This window comes from Alcaligenes sp. DN25, from assembly GCF_023674485.1.
Lineage (GTDB): Bacteria > Pseudomonadota > Gammaproteobacteria > Burkholderiales > Burkholderiaceae_B > Alcaligenes > Alcaligenes phenolicus.
Window position 1 is genome coordinate 1,567,183 of sequence record NZ_CP098408.1, and the last position, 17,741, is coordinate 1,584,923.

Annotated in this window: 19 protein-coding genes; 2 read left to right on the forward strand and 17 right to left on the reverse strand. The window is 57.8% G+C overall.

Going from position 1 to position 17,741, the window contains the following annotated elements:
• Nucleotides 1–16 precede the first annotated feature (16 nt).
• From NBV64_RS07225 to aqpZ, 4 genes are all read right to left on the reverse strand, one after another.
• Nucleotides 17–892 (reverse strand): DMT family transporter, encoded by an 876-nt coding sequence (locus NBV64_RS07225; RefSeq protein ID WP_009458440.1) that lies wholly within the window; start codon nt 890–892, stop codon nt 17–19.
• A gap of 145 nt (nt 893–1,037) precedes the next feature.
• Nucleotides 1,038–1,976: a LysR substrate-binding domain-containing protein gene (locus NBV64_RS07230; RefSeq protein WP_009458441.1), complete on the reverse strand. Its 939-nt coding sequence runs from the start codon at nt 1,974–1,976 to the stop codon at nt 1,038–1,040.
• Between the two features lie 4 nt (nt 1,977–1,980).
• Nucleotides 1,981–2,400, reverse strand: coding sequence for a lysozyme inhibitor LprI family protein (locus tag NBV64_RS07235; RefSeq protein WP_081055479.1), 420 nt, complete (start codon nt 2,398–2,400; stop codon nt 1,981–1,983).
• Between the two features lie 247 nt (nt 2,401–2,647).
• The gene (aqpZ, locus tag NBV64_RS07240; RefSeq protein WP_250756977.1) at nt 2,648–3,346 is read right to left on the reverse strand and encodes an aquaporin Z; all 699 of its coding nucleotides are present in this window, start codon (nt 3,344–3,346) and stop codon (nt 2,648–2,650) included.
• A gap of 183 nt (nt 3,347–3,529) precedes the next feature.
• On the opposite strand from aqpZ, the gene NBV64_RS07245 reads away from it, so the two are divergent.
• Nucleotides 3,530–3,955 carry a nuclear transport factor 2 family protein gene (locus NBV64_RS07245; protein ID WP_250756978.1) on the forward strand — a complete coding sequence of 142 codons (426 nt, stop codon included), beginning with the start codon at nt 3,530–3,532 and terminating at the stop codon, nt 3,953–3,955.
• A 95-nt stretch (nt 3,956–4,050) separates the two neighbouring features.
• On the opposite strand, the gene NBV64_RS07250 is transcribed toward NBV64_RS07245, so the two are convergent.
• The 11 genes from NBV64_RS07250 to NBV64_RS07300 form a co-directional block, all read right to left on the reverse strand.
• On the reverse strand, nt 4,051–5,016 hold the full coding sequence (locus NBV64_RS07250; protein WP_250756979.1) for a DUF3325 domain-containing protein: 966 nt from the start codon (nt 5,014–5,016) through the stop codon (nt 4,051–4,053).
• Nucleotides 5,013–5,309, reverse strand: a complete 297-nt coding sequence (locus NBV64_RS07255; RefSeq protein WP_060186954.1) for a DUF3649 domain-containing protein — start codon at nt 5,307–5,309, stop codon at nt 5,013–5,015. The genes NBV64_RS07250 and NBV64_RS07255 overlap by 4 nt, the downstream gene beginning before the upstream one ends.
• Nucleotides 5,306–6,967 (reverse strand): PepSY-associated TM helix domain-containing protein, encoded by a 1,662-nt coding sequence (locus tag NBV64_RS07260; RefSeq protein ID WP_250756980.1) that lies wholly within the window; start codon nt 6,965–6,967, stop codon nt 5,306–5,308. Before NBV64_RS07260 ends, NBV64_RS07255 begins: the two co-directional genes overlap by 4 nt.
• Before the next feature lie 580 nt (nt 6,968–7,547).
• Entirely contained in the window at nt 7,548–8,909 is a 1,362-nt protein-coding gene (locus NBV64_RS07265; RefSeq protein ID WP_009461047.1) for an SLC13 family permease, read from the reverse strand.
• Between the two features lie 285 nt (nt 8,910–9,194).
• Nucleotides 9,195–9,677 carry an isochorismatase family protein gene (locus NBV64_RS07270; protein WP_035269181.1) on the reverse strand — a complete coding sequence of 161 codons (483 nt, stop codon included), beginning with the start codon at nt 9,675–9,677 and terminating at the stop codon, nt 9,195–9,197.
• Nucleotides 9,678–9,775: 98 nt separating this feature from the next.
• A complete protein-coding gene (locus NBV64_RS07275) occupies nt 9,776–10,783 on the reverse strand; it encodes a YeeE/YedE family protein (RefSeq protein ID WP_250756981.1) in 1,008 nt (335 codons plus the stop codon).
• Nucleotides 10,784–10,816: 33 nt separating this feature from the next.
• Complete coding sequence (locus NBV64_RS07280; protein WP_026484494.1) at nt 10,817–12,112, reverse strand: NAD(P)/FAD-dependent oxidoreductase; 1,296 nt, start codon at nt 12,110–12,112, stop codon at nt 10,817–10,819.
• 2 nt (nt 12,113–12,114) lie between these two features.
• Nucleotides 12,115–12,468: a c-type cytochrome gene (locus tag NBV64_RS07285; RefSeq protein ID WP_021446793.1), complete on the reverse strand. Its 354-nt coding sequence runs from the start codon at nt 12,466–12,468 to the stop codon at nt 12,115–12,117.
• A 165-nt stretch (nt 12,469–12,633) separates the two neighbouring features.
• Entirely contained in the window at nt 12,634–12,960 is a 327-nt protein-coding gene (gene soxZ / locus NBV64_RS07290) for a thiosulfate oxidation carrier complex protein SoxZ (protein ID WP_009461038.1), read from the reverse strand.
• A 13-nt stretch (nt 12,961–12,973) separates the two neighbouring features.
• Entirely contained in the window at nt 12,974–13,477 is a 504-nt protein-coding gene (locus NBV64_RS07295) for a thiosulfate oxidation carrier protein SoxY (protein WP_088452464.1), read from the reverse strand.
• Nucleotides 13,464–14,792 (reverse strand): FAD-dependent oxidoreductase, encoded by a 1,329-nt coding sequence (locus tag NBV64_RS07300; RefSeq protein WP_250756982.1) that lies wholly within the window; start codon nt 14,790–14,792, stop codon nt 13,464–13,466. The genes NBV64_RS07295 and NBV64_RS07300 overlap by 14 nt, the downstream gene beginning before the upstream one ends.
• Nucleotides 14,793–15,196: 404 nt before the next feature.
• Here NBV64_RS07300 and NBV64_RS07305 point away from each other — a divergent pair, with 404 nt between their 5' ends.
• Nucleotides 15,197–15,406 carry a cold-shock protein gene (locus NBV64_RS07305; RefSeq protein ID WP_009461028.1) on the forward strand — a complete coding sequence of 70 codons (210 nt, stop codon included), beginning with the start codon at nt 15,197–15,199 and terminating at the stop codon, nt 15,404–15,406.
• A 92-nt stretch (nt 15,407–15,498) separates the two neighbouring features.
• Here the strand turns inward: NBV64_RS07305 and NBV64_RS07310 are convergent, their stop codons facing one another.
• On the reverse strand, nt 15,499–16,851 hold the full coding sequence (locus NBV64_RS07310) for an ATP-binding protein (protein WP_250756983.1): 1,353 nt from the start codon (nt 16,849–16,851) through the stop codon (nt 15,499–15,501).
• Nucleotides 16,852–16,863: 12 nt separating this feature from the next.
• Nucleotides 16,864–17,526 carry a response regulator gene (locus NBV64_RS07315; protein ID WP_021446792.1) on the reverse strand — a complete coding sequence of 221 codons (663 nt, stop codon included), beginning with the start codon at nt 17,524–17,526 and terminating at the stop codon, nt 16,864–16,866.
• Nucleotides 17,527–17,741: the final 215 nt, after the last annotated feature.

Sequence of the window (17,741 nt, forward strand, 5' to 3'; positions counted from 1 at the left end):
TCCTTGGGTGGGGCGTTCAGGGCTTGTGGACAGATGCTTCCAGCGTGGAGCGTGCGACGGCCAGTGTTTGCTGGCTCAAGACCAGTCCACCCATGACCAGTGCCACTCCCACCAGTTGCAGCGTGGTGGGCCAGATGCCCTTGATCAGCGCGTCCAGAATAAAAGCGGTCACAGGCACCAGCAGCATGAAGGGGGCAACAGTGACGGCGCCCAGTTGCTTGATGGCACTGAACCATAGCGCGAAGGGACCAGCCGTTAGTACAGTTGCCAGCAGGAACAGGCCCAGCCAATGCACAGGGATAAGCTGGCTTGGAATGTCCTGCGTCAGCAGCACAACCACACTCAGTTCCACACCGGCAATCAAGAGCTGCCAGCCGGTAAAGCCCAGCAAAGGGATAGGTGGCGCCCCCCATTTGTTCATCAAGACCCCGCCCATCGCAATGGACAACATGCTGCCCAAAGCGGCGGCAATGCCGATCAGATCCAGAGTGGCGTTGCTGGACAGGACAACCAGCGCCACGCCCAGTGCACCCAATAGAACGGCTCCAATCCGCGTTAGGGCGGGGTGAGCACGCAAAATGCCCCAGGCTATAAAGATGGTGGCCAGTGGTGCCAGCGCCTGGAAGATGGCGGCCACGCCACCGGGCAGACGGGTGGCAGCGATAAAGAACAGACCAAAGAACAGGCCGGTGTTCAGGGTGCCCAGCACGGCCAGGCGCCCCCACCAGGCACGGGGCGGCAGGCTGCGTACCAATGCCAGCAGGACGATGGCGCCTCCCAGCGCCCGGACAGCAGCCAGGAACAAGGGATTAGGTGGCAACCAGGTCGTGGTCAGAATGTAGGTAAAGCCCCAGAGAATAGCGGCAGTGGCCGCGGCCATTTTGGCGTTCATGTCGATGCACTCCCCATCATGAATAGTTCGATGAAGAGACTATAGGAGTGCAACGATGGCTTGAATAGACAAGAATATGGCCATCAGCGTTCCATAATTAGAACGACTGAGTGGCGGCTGGCTTTGGGTAATTTGCAGCAGGGATTCAGGGGGCGGGCGTATGCAAAATAGTGACGAACTCCTGGCCCAGAAAATCCAGCAGAGCGCGTACCGCAGGCACCAGGCCTCGGCGTGAAGGAAAGACGGCATGTACCACGCCGGAGCGGGGGTTCCAGCCGGGGGCCACATCCACCAGTCTGCCGTCCTGCATGTACGGAGCGATCAGCATGGCCGGCATCTGAACGACGCCAATTCCCTGCAAGGCTGATTGCAGCAAAGTCATGCGGTCGTCGCAGACCAGACGGGGTTGGTAGGGCACTTCCATCAGGGTGTTTTCTGCGGTTTGCAGTTGCCAGGTGGGATTGCGCTGCAGATGCTCGTCGCTCAAGGCGGGCCAGCTACCTAACTGGTCCAGCTTGGGCAGCCCACCCATGCGTTCGATCAGGGCTGGGCTGGCAACCAGATACTGTGTGCTCTCGCCCAGGACTTTCATCACCAGACCGCTGTCTTCCAAAGGAGGGAAGCGGACGCGCAAGGCCACATCAAAGCCTTCGCGAATCACGTCCACGCGGCGGTTGGTGCTTTCCACTTCCAGCTTGACCTGCGGATAGGCCGCCATATAGCGGGCCAGCAATTCATTGACGCCGTAGTCCAGCAAAGCCAGGGGGCAGCTGATGCGTACTGAGCCTTGCGGCTCGCTGCGATGGCGCTCGATGATGTCCTGAGCGGAGTCGGCCTCCACCAGCATGGCTACACAGCGCTGGTAGTACATCTGGCCAATTTCCGTGACGCTGAAATGGCGGCTGGAGCGCTGAATCAGACGCACACCCAGGGATTCTTCCAGAAAGGTGATGCGTCGGCTTAGCTTGGATTTCGGGATGCCCAAAGCCCGTCCGGCCGGTGCAAATCCTCCGTGGTCCACGACCTGTACAAAGTAGTAAAGGTCGTTCAAATCGCGCGTGGATGGGTGTTTGGTGTCGGGCATGTCATTACATGGCCGGTGGAACCGGGCAGCTCATATCGCCTTCTTCGCAGGACAGGTAGGTGTTGAAGTTCTTGATACGGGCCTGGGTCAATTCATTCCGGCATGTGGTGATCAGCATGGAGTGAATGCTGCCGCCCTCGGTGTTGATCGCTGCAAAGTCGCATTCTGCATCCCTGAAGCTGATCCAGGCCCGTTGGGCGTTGCGCAAGGCTTTGAGGGTATCGGCATCATCTTTCAGACGATGGCTGATTTCCTTGTAGAGCTTGTTCAGTTCGGCGTCCGAGTTCTTGTACTCGTTGCTAAAGCACTGGTTCATGGCATTTTGATTGCTCATGCTGTCGCAGTCGGCTGCCTGAACGGAAGAGGCGCTTGCCATCAAGCTCAGTCCTAAAGCGATCAGGCCGGTATTCAATGCTTTTTTCATGAGGTTCTCCGGGTTTGCGGGCGTTGATAAGCGTATGAGTCTGGGTTGAGTCGCCAGGTGCAGCGCGTACTGCCTCTTTGCTTGGGGCAGGGTGTAAATCCTACTACAGAAGCGCGACAAGCCTGGTGCTTTGCAGGGTGACAATTGGGGTCCATAAATAGCATTGAGCCGCATCGTCTTGAATCGGGCACATAGCCCGTCCAAGCCGATGCGGCTCAATGATTCTGTCAGCAGGAGTCAGTGCAGCTTATTCGTCGTTGCTGTGCAGAAAGCGATACACCAGAGCGCCGATCACACCACCAATCAAGGGAGCGACCCAGAACAGCCACAGCTGCTCCATGGCCCAAGTGCCCTGGAAGAAGGCCACGCCAGTAGAACGCGCAGGGTTCACGGAAGTGTTGGTGATAGGGATGCTGATCAGGTGAATCAAAGTCAGTGCCAGACCAATGGCTACGCCTGCCAGGCCAGCGTGACCACGCTTGTGGGTTGCGCCCATGATGATGAACAGGAAGAAGGCGGTCAGCACAATTTCTGCGATCAGGGCTGCGTTGCGGCTGTAGTTGTCGGGCGAGTGCTCGCCAAAGCCGTTGGAGGCGAAACCTGCCACGGGATCGAAGCCGGTTTTGCCGCTGGCGATCAGGTACAGAACACCGCCGGCCAGCAGACCGCCGATAACCTGGGCAATGATGTAGGGAATGGCATCACGAGCGGGGAAGCGTCCCCCAGCGACCAGGCCCAGCGTGACAGCCGGGTTGATGTGACAACCAGAGATATTGCCGATGGCATAGCACATGGTCAGCAAAGTCAGACCAAAGGCCAGGGCTACCCCGGCAAAACCAATCCCCAGTTCAGGGTAGGCAGCGGCAAAGATCGCACTCCCGCAGCCTCCAAAGACCAGCCAGAAAGTGCCCAGCGTTTCTGCGGTGCATCGTTTTAATAAAGACATGATATTGTCCTGTTAGTCATTTAACACGGCTGGATTCTAGCGATAAGCGGGAAGCGCTAAGTGCTTGAAAGGAAAACAACTGTCAAAAATTTTCCTTTGTTTAGGGAGGTGTTTTTTTATAGTAAATGTGAGAAATATCGGTGGCGTGGCGGCTTGTGTCAGGTGTAGGATTTTGTCTGGTTTATGAAGAATTGTGTTGACGATTCTGACGCTGAATATCACTCCCAAGTCCCCCACATTCACGTGCCTCATTCCCTTGAATCCTTGATCCTGTCTCTTGAAGAGCGCCTGTTTGAGCGTGCCACTCGTCAGGATGTGGCGGCGCTTGGCGCTTTACTGGCCGACGAGTTTGTAGAGTTCGGAGCCAGAGGCGCGGCGTGGGGTAGAGCAGAAGTGCTAGGCGATCTGCCTGAACAGGATTTTGTGCAGCGCCACCTCAGCAACTTCAAGCTGACCATCCTGTCAGAGGATGTAGTCCTGGCGACTTATGTGTGTGAGGTATCAGGTGATGAAAAGCCGCAGCAGTCCTTGCGCAGCTCCATCTGGAAGCAGAGTCAGGGGCGTTGGCAGATGGTGTTTCATCAAGGAACCCGCGTTGCCCAGGAATAAAAAAGGGCCGGGATTTGAATGGCCCACCAAAGCTTGAATTGTTGTTCAACACTCGGGGGGCGGTTCAATCTTGGCCCTTTCTATTCGGGTCGCGCTTACGGCTGTTGCTGGATGAATGCCGCCGTCATCGGGGATACCTGGTGGAAATCAAAAGCCTGATGGTAGATCTCTCCACTCTTGGCTTCCACGGTTAGCCATAGTTGATGTTCCAGTTCGCTATTGGGCGGAATGACGATTTCTACCGCTCGTGTCCAGCGCGTGTTGCTGAAAGCTTGGCGGGGCGCAGGCATAGGCTCGGGCTTGCTCACGTGCAGATAGGCGCGGCGTATATGTGGGTCGCAGGCCTGGCAAAAGCGAATCTGAAATGCTTTGCGATGAGCGCCGGTGGGCCCGCTGATGGGGGCTTTGTTATTCGTCTCAGCCAGAGCAAACGACCAGGGGCCAATCTGGCCTTGCAGGGCATGGTGGCCAAATACAGGCTCGGGGCCTTGTTGCGCCAGATAAATCATGAAGGCGGCAGGGATGGCCAAAAGGCCGCTGGCAAAAACCAGGCTGCGTGTGGAAAACCGTGATGCTGTAGGCGCCACTCCAGCGTGAGTTGGCTCTGTACGTGTAGCCCCAGCGCTAGTTGAAGCAGCGCTTGAATTTGCCGCCGCCACTCCATTTTTCCCAGCTACAGCGTCATTTGATGTCGATGCAGTGTTGTCCGCTCCAACCGCTTTAGGCGCTGCCTTCGCAACTGGTGCAGGTTTGGCCCGCACAGGTTTCTTTTCCTGCCAAGGCCACCAGGGCAAGTAAAAGGTCAACCCGGCACCGGCCATGGTCAGCCAACCCAGCCAGGCAACGGTGCCCATGCTCCAGCCCCAGCCTTGCCAGCATAGAGCTAAAGCCACAGCCAGCAAGGGCCAGCCGAGCAGACGAAAGATCCGCCTTTCCTTCTCGCTGGGCATGCGATGCAGCAGGAATTCCCCCTGGCGATCACTGGCCAAAGCCAGGCAGATAAAGCCCACCAGGCTGATGATAAAAACGGCCAGATTCAGCCACAGACTGGTATTAATCATGGCAGCACTCCTGCAGGCATCAACAGAACGCTCAGCAAGGCGATCAAGGCCGTCGGTAGAACCATACCCACCCAAGCGCGAGTGGCACTTTTGGTGCTGAACACCCACATCACGGCGATGGTGTACCAGACAAAGCTCAACATATTCGCTGCCAGAACTGCCTGGGCTTTAGGCAGAGGCCAGAGCAAGGTCAGCAACACCGTAGCGGCGGCTGCCAGGGCGTAACCGCCGACAGTGGCCGCCACAATGCGCGACAGCACTTGCAGGCGGTAGCGGGAAGTCAGTCCACTCATCCGTTCACTCCCGCAGTTTGCAAGCTGGCCGGGGCAGCGGCTTTTTTAGGCAGGCTGGCAATGTGCCATTTGCGTTTCATTTTGATGGCGATATAGACAAAGATAGCGGCCAGGCCAAACATGGTCAGGTCAAAGCCTGCCAGGCCCCAGTCACCATGGATGACGGTGACACCCAGGTGGCGGTCGGTCGTCAGCAGGTTCAGGACAGGAATCAAGGCGTAGGCGGCGGCGGTCAGGTACAACAGTTCCAGCCAGGCGCGTTTTAATGGTCGCCAGGAGGCATACAGGAAGGACCAGCCCCAGACCAGGAACAGAGCATGAAACTCCCAGGCGGCGCGGTCGGCCATATTCACAGGCAAAAGGCGGTTGGCCCAGAAGTAGGCCGCCAGTCCCAAGGGCAAACCGGCCAGAGTTCCGGCATTCAGGATTTCTACTAAACGCAGGCCAGCGGCATCAAAACGCTCGGATGCGCTAAGCGGGGCGGCTTTGGCCTTGCGTTTTTGATGCTGGGTACGACGCTTTACCGTCCACAGCACCAGACCTGTCCCAATGACGGCGCAGCCCAGCAAGCCTGAAATAAAGTACAGCCAGCGCAACCACCATTCGGCAAACACTCCTTCGTGCAAGGCCAGCAATACGCGGTGAGTGTCTCCGGTGACATTGCTATTGTCCTCCGGCTCCATGAGGCTGCCATCAGAGGCGTTAAAGCGCAGGGTCTCGGCACGGGTCCAGTACACGCCCGTGACGCCGGTGCGACGCAGTTCTACATAGGCTTGGCTATCTGCCGGATGGGTAATCTGCACCGAGGCAATGCTGTTCTTGCCCCAGGCTTGTTCTGCGCTGTGCATCATCTCGCCCAGGGGAGCCTGCGGCATGCTCACGGGCAGGAAGTCGCGTTTTTGCTGACGAATATCCTGGAAGTAAGCCTGCCGTCCTTCTTCTGTCGCGCCGTACATGACTTCTCGTCCGGTCGGCATGTAGATGGACATGAAAAAAATCAGGCCCGTATAGGTAATCATCAGGAAAAAGGGCAGGGACATGACGCTGACGATATTGTGTGCGTCCAGCCAGGAACGCTGGCCCTTGCCGGGTCTGAAGGTGAAGAAGTCGGTAAAGATTTTCTTGTGAGTTACCACGCCCGTAATCACGGCCAGCAGCATCAGCATGGTACAGATACCCACCAGCCAGATAGCGACCGGATAGGGGAGGTAGTGCAAGGCGTAATGCATGCGGTACAGGCCGGTGCCACCAGCAGTTGCGCGGGGTTCCACTTCCGGCTGAATCTGGCCGGTGACAGGGTCCAGTTCTTCTCCCCCGCGACGGCCACGTTGACCGGGCTGGGGCATTTCTTCCCAGGCGATGGACAGCCCTTGCGTGGCACGCGGGTTCAGGGCTTGATGCGGCAGGGTAATGGTCCAGGCTTTGGACTCTGCCGGGGCATGCGCTTGCAACTGCGCCAGGGCCTGATCCAGCATCTGGCTGGATTGCTCGGGCAGGACTTGCATGGGCAAGGGGCGCTCCGGCTCCATCCAGCGAGTGATTTCATCGTCCACATAGCCAGCCGTGCCGGTGACGAAGACGAAAAACAGGATCCAGCCCACCACCAGACCGACCCAGGTATGCAGCCATGCCATACATTGGCGAAATGACTCTTTCACGCTGACGCGCCTCCTACTACAACACCGTCTCCGGATGCTGGATTGATGATCATTAAACCGAGAAAAGCCGTGCTTGTTTGGCAACGGTAGGTGACGGATTGAGTCCGCTATTCTTGTACGCTGCGCTCATCACGCAAGCTTCGCTTTTCAGTAAGCAAGTTCTTGGTGACAGAGAGGGGAAGAGGGCATCAGGCTTGAAACAACGGCAGAATAATAGCAATCATTCTCATTTCGGTGTTGGGAATTTCCAGCTTTCAAGGCTTTATTCAGAAATTAATGCGGCGCCATAGCTGTTTTGGCGTTTTCCATAGGGAAAACGCGGTTGAGAGGGAGGCGGGGCGATGAGCTGGTGAGACTCGGGCGGGAATGAGTCTTGTCGGTTCCGGGCTGAGGGCTGAACGCCGGGATGAGGCAGGAGGGAATATGCCTTGCAGGCATTCCACGCCACTCGCAAATCTTATGGTCTATGGAGTTGGACCAGAGAGTGTTAACTGCCGGTTGATGAGGTCAGAATTCCCATCAAAAAGGCCCCGGCTAGCAAAGTGCCGGGGCCAGCTGGATTTCTGCTTCGCCGGGAGTTTTAGAGCACCACAAACAGCAGCCAGACGACGACCGGGGCAATAACCGTGACGGCAGCACCGTACAGCAATAGCTGACGGAAGAAGGCATCACGCGACACTCCCTGGGCATTGGCCAGTACCAGTGCGCCATTGGTGGAGAAGGGGCTGACGTCCACAATGGTGGAGGATACGGCCATAGCCGCAATAAAGCCCACCGGCCCCACGCCGCCATCGCCTTGCAGAAAGGGCACCGCCAGCGGAATCAGCGAACCCAGCACGGCGGTGGAGGAGGCAAACGCCGACACGACCGCGCCCACAAAAAGCAGCAGCAAGGCCGCCATCAAGGGAGAGGTCAGCTGGGCAACACTATGGCCGACAAAATCAATCGTGCCCATGGATTCCATCACGCCCACATAGGTGCTGACACCCACAATCAGCATGATTTCAGGCCAGGACACTTGGCCCAGTGCGCGTTTTTGCAGATTGGGGGCCATCAAGGTCAGTACCAGACCGATGGTGATCGAGGTAAAGCCAATATCCTGTTTGAAAAACAAAGTCAGCACGGCCAGGATGAACAGGCCGACCAAGGTAAGAACGCGATACCAGTGGGGGGCCTCGTTGGCACCATTACCGGCTTCGACCAGGGCATCGGGGCTTTTCCGGGCGGTCTTGCGCTCTTCACCAAAGGCTTCGGCTTCAGCGTCGCCAAACACTTGCGGACCACCCGAGCCATGGGCCACGCGGGCAACGTTTACGTCAGCCGAACTTAAGTCCACTTTCTGACGCATCAGCTTCAAACCGCCCATCCACACGAATAGCAAAATGGACACGGCCAGGTTGATGCTCAGGCTGGCCATCATGGTGGCCATTTCATTCAAGGGCAAACCGGCGGCGCTGACCACACGGTTGGTGATGCCACCGTAAATACTGATGGGGGAGAAGCCGCCCCCTTGGGCGCCATGAATCACCAGCAAACCCATCAAGAGCGGGTTGATGCCGTACTGGCGGGCAAAGCCCAGCGCAATCGGGGCAATGATGGCAACGGCGGCCGGGCTGACGGCACCCACAGCGGTCAATGCGGCCGTGATCAGAAACATGATCCAGGGAATGGCGGCGATGCGGCCACGCACGGCTCGCACGGCCATGCTGACCAGCCAGTTGATCGTGCCATTGTTTTGAGCCAGCGCGAACAAATAGGTAATACCGGCCAGTGTTAGAAACAGGTCAGCCGGAAAGCCGCCCATGATTTCCTTGGCGCCCATGCCCGCCACCAGCGTACCCACCAGAAAAGCGCCTACAAAAGCAATCAGCCCCATATTGATGGGTAGGGCGGTCGCCAGTACGAACATGCCTCCTAATACGGCAATGGATAGCCAATGCATATGTCTCGTCTCCTTGTAAGTGAACCTTTTGCAGGTTTCTGGAAACGACCATATCAGTGGCGGTATGGGGCTATCAATAAAGCTTATGACTGAACGATTACGCTAAACGTAATGATTAATCAGGGGCGCGATGGTTGAATGTTCAATCAGCATTTGTCTGGTGCAGCAGAGAGAACAGGGGGGCGGATTTGATGAGCGGTTCGCTGCAGAGTAGTGGCTTGACGCGTGTGGGCGCTACCTTTGGGTTGCTGAGCCAAGTCCGGCTTTACCCGCCCATGCGCGTGATTATTGCCGGTCCAGTTCAGCCAGTAGTTCGCTGCTGTGGATCGTGCTCCCGAAGTGATGTTTCCACAATTTGATACCCAGCTCGCCGGAGCGATCCAGGGACGAGCCAACCGTCAGATCCGTAATCAGGGTGGGGTGCAGCCCGGCATCAAACAAGGCAAACCCGGCAGCCAGCACGCAGGTATCGGTTTGAATGCCGCAGACCAGAATGCGATCAGCCTGACATTGCTGCAAATATTCCATTGCAGCGGGGCTGGGGGCGTAGCCGTGCTTGATGAAGATTTGTTTGGCATCGACCAGACAGCGATCGCTGCGCGGCGGACACCAGCCTAGCTGACTGGAAAAAGGGGTTTGAGACTCGTCGTGCAGTTCAATCAAGGCCGCGCAAGGCAGGCGGGTGCTCAGGGCGTTAATGCCGTCGATCAGCCAGGGGGGCGGTGAAAAGCAGCTTTGCACATCGACAACAAGCAGGATCTGTCGCATTGCAGTGGGCTCGGTAAGAGTGCTTCAGCGAATGTCAGGCGGAGCTCGCCAGGGCCATTCTGAAGCGCCGTCAATCAAGCCCTTATTGAAACACGGAGTCAGGCGCTTGGGCGGGTCCAGGTCAGACGTGCACCGACGATAATGCCCAGCACCGCCAGCAAGGAGGTGGCCGACAAGGTGGACAAGCCGCTTAAGCCCTGGCCTATGGTGCAGCCCAGGGCCAGCACGCCACCTACGCCCATCAAGGTACCGCCTGCCATGGAGCGCAGCATGTGGCGGGGCGACTCAAAACCTTCCAGCTTCCAGCGGCGACGCAGCAGGGCGCTCAGCAAGGAGCCGGCCACCACACCCACCACAATCATGATGGTAAAGCGCGGGCTCATGCCGGTGGAGATCATGGCGTATTGAATGCTTTCCCCAATCGGGGCGACAAAGCTCAGCGAGCTGACGAGTAAAGGCTCGAAGGGATCATCGCCCAGCCAGCCGGTAGTCAGCCAGCCTGCCACAATCAGCAGCCCTAAAAATGCTCCGGCCAGCAGATCATTCAGGCGTTGGCCGTCCTGGCGACGCAGCAAGGCAAAAGCGATCAGGGCGGCGACGAGGAGGGCAATCACCATAGAGCGGAGGGGACCCTCGGACAGGGTCGCTGCGGGCAGGGTGACACTGCTGGCTTGGGCGATGCTCATGCGCAGCGGCGCCAGCAGGCCCGTCAAGGTGACATAGGCGGCGATACCCAGACAAAGCACGACGACAAAGGAGCGCAGATTTCCCTGTCCCAACAGAACCAGAGCTCGGGCGCCGCAGCCATTAGCCAGGGTCATGCCTGCCCCAAAGAGCACACCTCCAAGCGGCACCAGCAGCCAGGAGAAAGTGGGGTTCAGGTACAGGACCTTGTCCAGACTGATCAGCCCGTAGCCCGCCGCCAGTTGTGTCCCGGCCAGGGCCACGGCCAGCGCCAGGGCAAAGCCCTGAAGCTTGTAGCCGCTACGCCCGGACCAGCGCTCGGTCAAGCCACGATAAAAGCAAAAACCACTGAGCTGGCCACTAATGCCAAAGAGCAGGCCAATGGCTAAGCTGACCCACAGTATAAGTTCTGTATTCATCATGTGCGCTGGATGTTAGGACCGGGTTGGAACCACTTAGCCTTTGGTGCCCCAGATGTCGCGACTGATCGCGGCATACCAGGCCTCGCCATACTGGGCTTCCTGCTTGCGAAAGGCCGGGCTGGCTTCTTTAGGGCTGACCCCGCCGGACGCTTCAGCCAGCTTGTCATCGGCAAAGGCGTACAAGTGCCCCACAGAAATGCCATAGTCGGGAGCGATCAAACTGTAGCAGGTATTGCTCAGTGTGGCCTGTGGCGCAGGCTTGCCGCTCAAGGCATTAATGATGGCAGCCGCTGCCAGCTTGGCTTGCGTATTGGCAGAGAAACCGGACTTGGGCATGGGTGAGGCAATGGTGGCATCGCCCACCACATAGATGTCCTTGACCTGCTCGGACTCGAAGGTATGCGGGTCAATTGGCACCCAGCCGCTGGCGTTGGTGACACCGGCCTGTTCGGCAATGGCTCCGGCTTTTTGTGGCGGGATCACGTTCAGCACATCGGCTTTGTGGATTTCGCCAAACTCGGTTTCCACGCTCAGCTTGGCGGCATCCACGCGAGTGACTTTGCCGTCTTTGGAGAAGGGCACCCATTCGATCATGTCGCCATAGACTTGTTTCCAGCCATCCTGGAACAGGCCCTGTTTGGAGAAGCTGTCTTTGGCATCCAGAATCAGGATCTTGGACTTGGGTTTGTTCTGCTTGAAGTAGTGAGCCACCATGCTGGCGCGCTCGTAAGGGCCGGGCGGACAGCGGAAGGGGTTTTCGGGGGCTACCATAATGAAGGTGCCGCCGTCGGGCATGGCATCCAGCTGACTTTTCAGCAAACGGGTTTGATCGCCCGCTTTCCAGGCGTGCGGGGCCAGCAAGGAAGCGGCTTCGTCATAGCCTTCCAGCGTGTTCCAGCGAAAATCAATACCGGGTGAGAGCAGCAGCTTGTCGTAAGACAGCTTCTGGCCCTTGGCCAAGGTCAGGGTTTTGGCCTGGGAGTCGACCGCGGTGGCCAGGTCGTGAATGACATCGATACCGGCTGCGCGCAAATCATCAAAGCCGTGGCCTTGCTGTTCAAAACGGCGCAAACCAGCCAGATACAGATTGGTGAACGGGCAGGTGTAAAAGGTGGTGGCCGGTTCAATCAAGGTGACTTTCAGGGATGGATCACCGCGCTTCAAGTAACGGGCAGCGGTTGCACCGCCAAAGCCGCCGCCGACCACAACGACATGGGCCGAGCTGCTGCGCGCGTACACAGGCAGGGTGCTCAAGGCCAGACCAGCCACACTGGTTTTACCGACACGGCTCAGCCACTGGCGACGGGAGGAGTTCAAGGGGGTGCTCATTCTTAACGTCCTTCCGCAACGCTGCGAGGGGTGGAGGAGATTTCAGAGAAATGACGTGCCAGGGCTTCCAGATCCGCGTCCTGGTAGCCTTTGACCAGACGACTCATGATGGTGGTGCCTGCCGGAGGTGTGTCCGAAGCAAAGGCGCGCAGTTGCTCCAGCAAGGCGGCTTCGGGACGGCCTGCCAGCGAGGGAATGATGGTCGTGGAACGCCCATCCGGGCCGTGACAGTTCGCACAGGAGTTGGCCACCGTTTTGATGTCCAGTGTGGAACTGGCCCAGGCCGGCGCGGTGGCACTGCTGGCCACGAGCAAGGCGGGGGCAAAAAGGAGACGACCTACCAGAGAGAGGGACATGGGCATTCTTCTTGTCAATGTGCATCGTTGTAGGAAAGGACGCTCAGCGTAGCATTCCCCTTACGCCCACCTTGTATGACTATATAGAACACTGTTATGAACTCAGCGCCCGTTAAGGGCGCTGAATGGGGCAGGTCAGGGGGCCGGGCTGGAACTGATCCGCAATCAGTCGCTGATGCTCAGCTCCGTCTGGCCGGTAATGACAGCGCCTTGATCGTCCGTCCAGCTCATTTCCAGAGCGCCGGAACGTCGTGCGACAAAGGTAAATTCAATGTACGGGTTTTGGGAAATCGCGGTTTCCGGCTGCCAGTTGAACAAGGGCTCGCCGTTAAAGGTGGCCTTGAATTCGTGGATGATGTTGCGCGGCACAACCTGGCCTTCCTTGCTCAGGCGCAGACCGCTTTCCATACGGTGTTCGACCAGGGCGCGCACGCGCACAATGTCGCCCGCCTTGGGCTTGGCATTGCTGATCCAGATACGTGGTTTACTCATGAGTGCCCCTTGTTTACATGCCGCAGCCGCCAGCAGTCACCGTGATGTGATGCTGGGCGCTCAGGACGCGGCCATCGCTTAACCGTGCCAGGGCGCGGATGGTTTGGGTTTCAATCAGACGCAGACGAACGGCCACTTCCGTTGTTCCGGCCAGGGCCGTGAAGTTGAAGCGGCAGGCCAGTGGATGCGGGTTGCCCTGTGCCAGAATGATCAGTTCCTGGCAGTACACATCGTCGCTCGCGGGCAAGTCCAGCACCACTTTGACGGGCACTGCGGCGGGGTTGTCGCCCAGAGCGGGCATATCCAGCTTCATGCCTTTTTCTTCTGGGCTGGCGCCTTTCAGGAACTCGTCCACAATGGCTTGGACCTGGGCCGCAGTGGCCGGTTTCAGCAATTGATCAAAGGCAACTTGCGCATGCAGATTGAGGGGCAGCCACGCGGCACCCAGTCCGGCGGCACTGCCCAGTACAAGCTGGCGGCGGCGGACAAAACGGGAGGGAAGTTTAGAGGAAGTCATTGAAACGGGTCTTGATCCACTGGAAGTCTTCTTGAACAAGGTCGGAGGTACGGACATCCATATCGATCTGGGTTTGCAGAACCTTGCCGCTTGCGTCCAGCTCGTATTCAAACTTGACCGAGATTTCTTCTTGCGGATCTCCGTTGACCATCATGTAGCAAAGATTATCCGGCAGCACGGGCACCACTTCCTTGCCCGCGATACGTTCGGCCAGGTTCTGGGAAACAATCTTGGCTACGGCGTGTGCCACGTGGGCGCTCTTGGGGTAGTGGCCGAACTGGTCGGAAATAAAGCCCATGGAGTCCCCCACCACGTAGACATTGTCGTCGTCGCGGGCAGTGAACAGGCGTGGGTCAATATTGGCCCAGCCTGTTGGCTTGCCGTCAGGACCTGTGCCGACCAGGCCCGCATTCCAGACCATATCGGCGGCCTGGTGTGGGGGCATCAGCACCGCGTCGTCAAAATCAAAATCGCCGGCGGTGGTCTTGATGTGCTTCTTGAAGGGGTCTACTTCGCGTACCCGGGCATTGGGGACGTGGGTGATGATGTCCGGGTACAGCTCCTGGAAGGCTGCGCGGTATCCCTCGCCAATCGGGGCAATGGTGGGCTTGGGGTCCAGAATGATGATCTTGCCCGGAATCTTGTTGGTCTTGATATGCCAGGCCATCAAACAGGCGCGCTCGTAGGGCGAGGGCGGGCAGCGATGCGGTGGCGGGGGCAGCGTCATCACAATGGTGCCGCCCTTGAAGGCTTTGAGCTTGTTCTTCAAGGCAAACATCTCGGCATTCGGGATGTAGGCGTTGGGAAAGTGCTGGCGGGTGTATTCCGCCGCGTAAGTGTCATTGCCAAACCAGGCATCGTAGGCATTGCGTATGCCGCCCGACAGGATCAGGTAGTCGTACTCCAGCGCGCCTTGGGTCGTGCGCACGGTTTTCTTGTCGCGCTCGATGGCGGTGACTTCGGCATGAACCAGGCTGTAGCCGTACTTGATGGAGGGCGCCAGCATGTCGTGGTTCAGGAAATCCGTGTTGACGATGTCAATCAGCCACTTGTTGCTCATGGGGCCGGACCAGAACGTGGGGTTGCGTTCGATCAGCACCACTTGTGCCTGGGGCACCAGTTTGGACAGGTGCTTGGCGGCCGTCATTCCGCCCCAGCCGCCCCCACAAATGACAATGCGCGGGCCTTTGGTGTGGCGCGGCAGGATTTGGCTGGTGTTGGTGATGATGGCGGGGGCAGACTGGCTGGTGGAGGGCAGAACCAGGGTTCCAAATGCGGCAGCGGGCGTGGCCAGCAGGAAGTTTCTACGATTCATTGTATGTTCCTCGTGATCATGACATGACACACGTCAATCAGGATAAGTAGACCGCTAAGTGCGAGCCAGTATAGCCAAGAGTGCTTTGATTGCGTGGGGATTTTTTATCGGCTGAAGTGAGTTGTTCAGGCCTCAAATACCGTTTGGCGCTGAAATGGCGGCGCTTTTCACCAGGCGTTCTTGTGTGGGGGATGGCAGGGGCAGTTGGCCCGGACGCGGTGCGCAGCGGCATCCCGGATGCAAGGGCGGGGCTAGACAAACAGGATGGACAGGCTCAGGAAACAACAGAATTTCCGGATTTTTACAATTAAAAAGTAACGGAGCTATCTTTGTGGACGCAATCGGAGGATAGTTCAGGGAGAGAAAATTTTTTTCTCTGATCGTCATTACATTTAGGACTTATTTTGAAGACAGAAATTGGTATTGTGAAGTGGTTCAACAGCGAAAAAGGCTTCGGATTCATCGTGCCGGAGAACGGCGGCAAGGATCTCTTCGCACACCACAGTGAAATTCAGGGAACCGGGTTCAAAACTCTGGAAGAGAACCAACGCGTTTCCTTCATCGAAGGTGCAGGCCAAAAAGGCCCATGCGCAACTAAAATCCAAATTCTTTGATGATGGGCTTGCCTGAAACAGGCAAGCACCGCGTCAAACAGAAAAGGCCGGACCCTGATGGGCTCCGGCCTTTTTTATTGCGTGGCTTGGTTTTAGTTACCCTGGTCGGCAAGGGGCACGGTCAGACGCGCTTCCAGTCCGCCACTTTTGCGATTCAGCAGCTCCAGCGTTCCGCCATGCTGGGTGGCGATAGCGTTCACAATCGACAAGCCCAAGCCATAGCCCGCCTGTTGTTGCGAGCCGCGCCAAAAACGGTTCATGGCCAGATCCCGTTCGCTGTCGCTTAATCCGGGACCGTGGTCCAGCACGCTGAGACGCAGATAGCCCGGCTCTCCTGCTTCAATCCGCAAGCTGATCGGTTGCTGGGCTTTGGTATAGCGCAAGGCATTGTCGATCAGGTTCTGTACGGCCACTGTCAGCAGGGATTTCTCAATCTGCACCGGGCCGGGTTTGCTGCGTATATCCAGCGTGATCTGGTCTATGGTGCCGCCGTAGATGGCTTTAAGGGCATGCAGGGCAGCGTATACCGCCTCGTCGGCCTGGCTACTTTCCATTCGGGCGCTTTGCCCGTCCAGCCGTGCCAACTCCAGCAGCCGCTGCAAAATGTTCTGTAGCTGTTGTACGCCCTGGTCTGCCTGGCTCAAGGCCGTATCCAGCGTGTTGCGTTCTCCAGGACGTTGGGCAGCCAGATGGGCAACTTGAATATGGGTTTTGATTCCGGTAAGGGGTGTACGCAGTTCGTGGGCGGCGCTGTCGGTAAAGCGGCGTTCGCGCATGATGGCGGCTTGTTGCCGCTCCAGCAGTTCTTCAAGGGTTCGCAGCAAGGGTTGCAGCTCAACCGGGACGTTGACTTTGGGCAGTGGGCTGTCGTCCCCGGGACGACGGCGCGACAGCATGTCCCGAATTCGCTCCAGGGGAGCCAGGCCGTGACCGATACCAACCCACAAAAGCAGCAGGCTACCAAACAAGGCCACGACAAAGGGCAGGCCAGCCGAGAGCATGATTTCCCTTACCAGTGCTTCGCGTATTTCTATGCTGTCGGCGGCGGCAATCTGAATATGGCCTTCGCGCAGCACAAAGGTGCGCCAGCGCTTGCCACCATGCACGTGCGTGCCAAAGCCCAAAGCCACTTGTGACATATCCGGGCTACCCGCAGTTCGGCTGACCGCCTGAATTTCTACTTCGCTGCGCACCACACTGATTTCGCAAGCCACCCCATCTCGGGCAATGATGTCCAGGGGGCGCTCCGCGGATTGGGCCAACTCCTGCAAGTTTGGAAATTGGGCCACCAGTCCGGCCACCATGCGGGCCGATGCTGCCAGTCGGCTATCCAGCGCTTCACGCAAGGAGTGGCGTGCATCCATCAGCATCCAGGTGGCGACCGCACTCCAGAGCACGGTCAGGGAAATGCCGATAACCAGCAGCAATCTAAGGCGTAGGCTCATGGTGTGAAATACCTAACCGGCAGGCCCCAGTTTGTAGCCCAGGCCCCGCACGGTCTCGACAATATTGCTGCCCAGCTTGCGGCGCAAATGGTAGATGTGCACATTGATGGCATTGCTTTCCAGATCCTGATCGTAGCCGTAGACGCTGTCGCACAGTTGTTCGGCACTCAGGATGGTGTGCGGTTTGCTGAGCAGGGCACGCAACAAGGAGAGCTCACGGCGCGCCAGACTGACTGGCTTGCCATCCAGGGTGACATGGCCGGTGGAGGCACAGAAACTGAGCCGCCCATATTCAATGCAATCTGTTTCGTGGCCCGCTACACGTCGTGTCAATACATGCAGGCGTGCCAGCAGCTCGTCCAGGTCAAAAGGTTTGATGACATAGTCATCGCCCCCACCCAGCAGCCCTTCAACCCGGTGATGCAGGGCGTCGCGAGCCGTCAGAATCAGAATGGGCAGTTTACGGCCTTGTTCGCGCCAACGACGCAGCAGCGTCAGCCCGTCCTGATCAGGCAAACCCAGATCCAGAATACAGACATCAAAGTGCGAAGACAGCAAGGCCGTGTCGGCCAGGCTGGCCGTGCCCACGTGGTCCACGGTCAGCCCATGCAGTCGCAAGCCCGCCACAATTCCGCTGGCGACGAGCGCATCATCTTCAACAAGTAAAACGTGCATTCTCCCCCCCTGTGGTAAATGCGGCTTGTGCAGGCAAAGCCTGATGTTTATTACGTTTCGGCGTTCATGTTAGCAGCCTTGAGGGCAGGGGCGAGAGGGAAAGTTCTCTTAATTTGGCCTTAATCCTGATCCTCTACTGTGATGTAGATTGCATTGCATTTGTATCTCGGTACTTACTTTTTTAATAAAACCGGCTTGGGCAATGACGTTTCTTT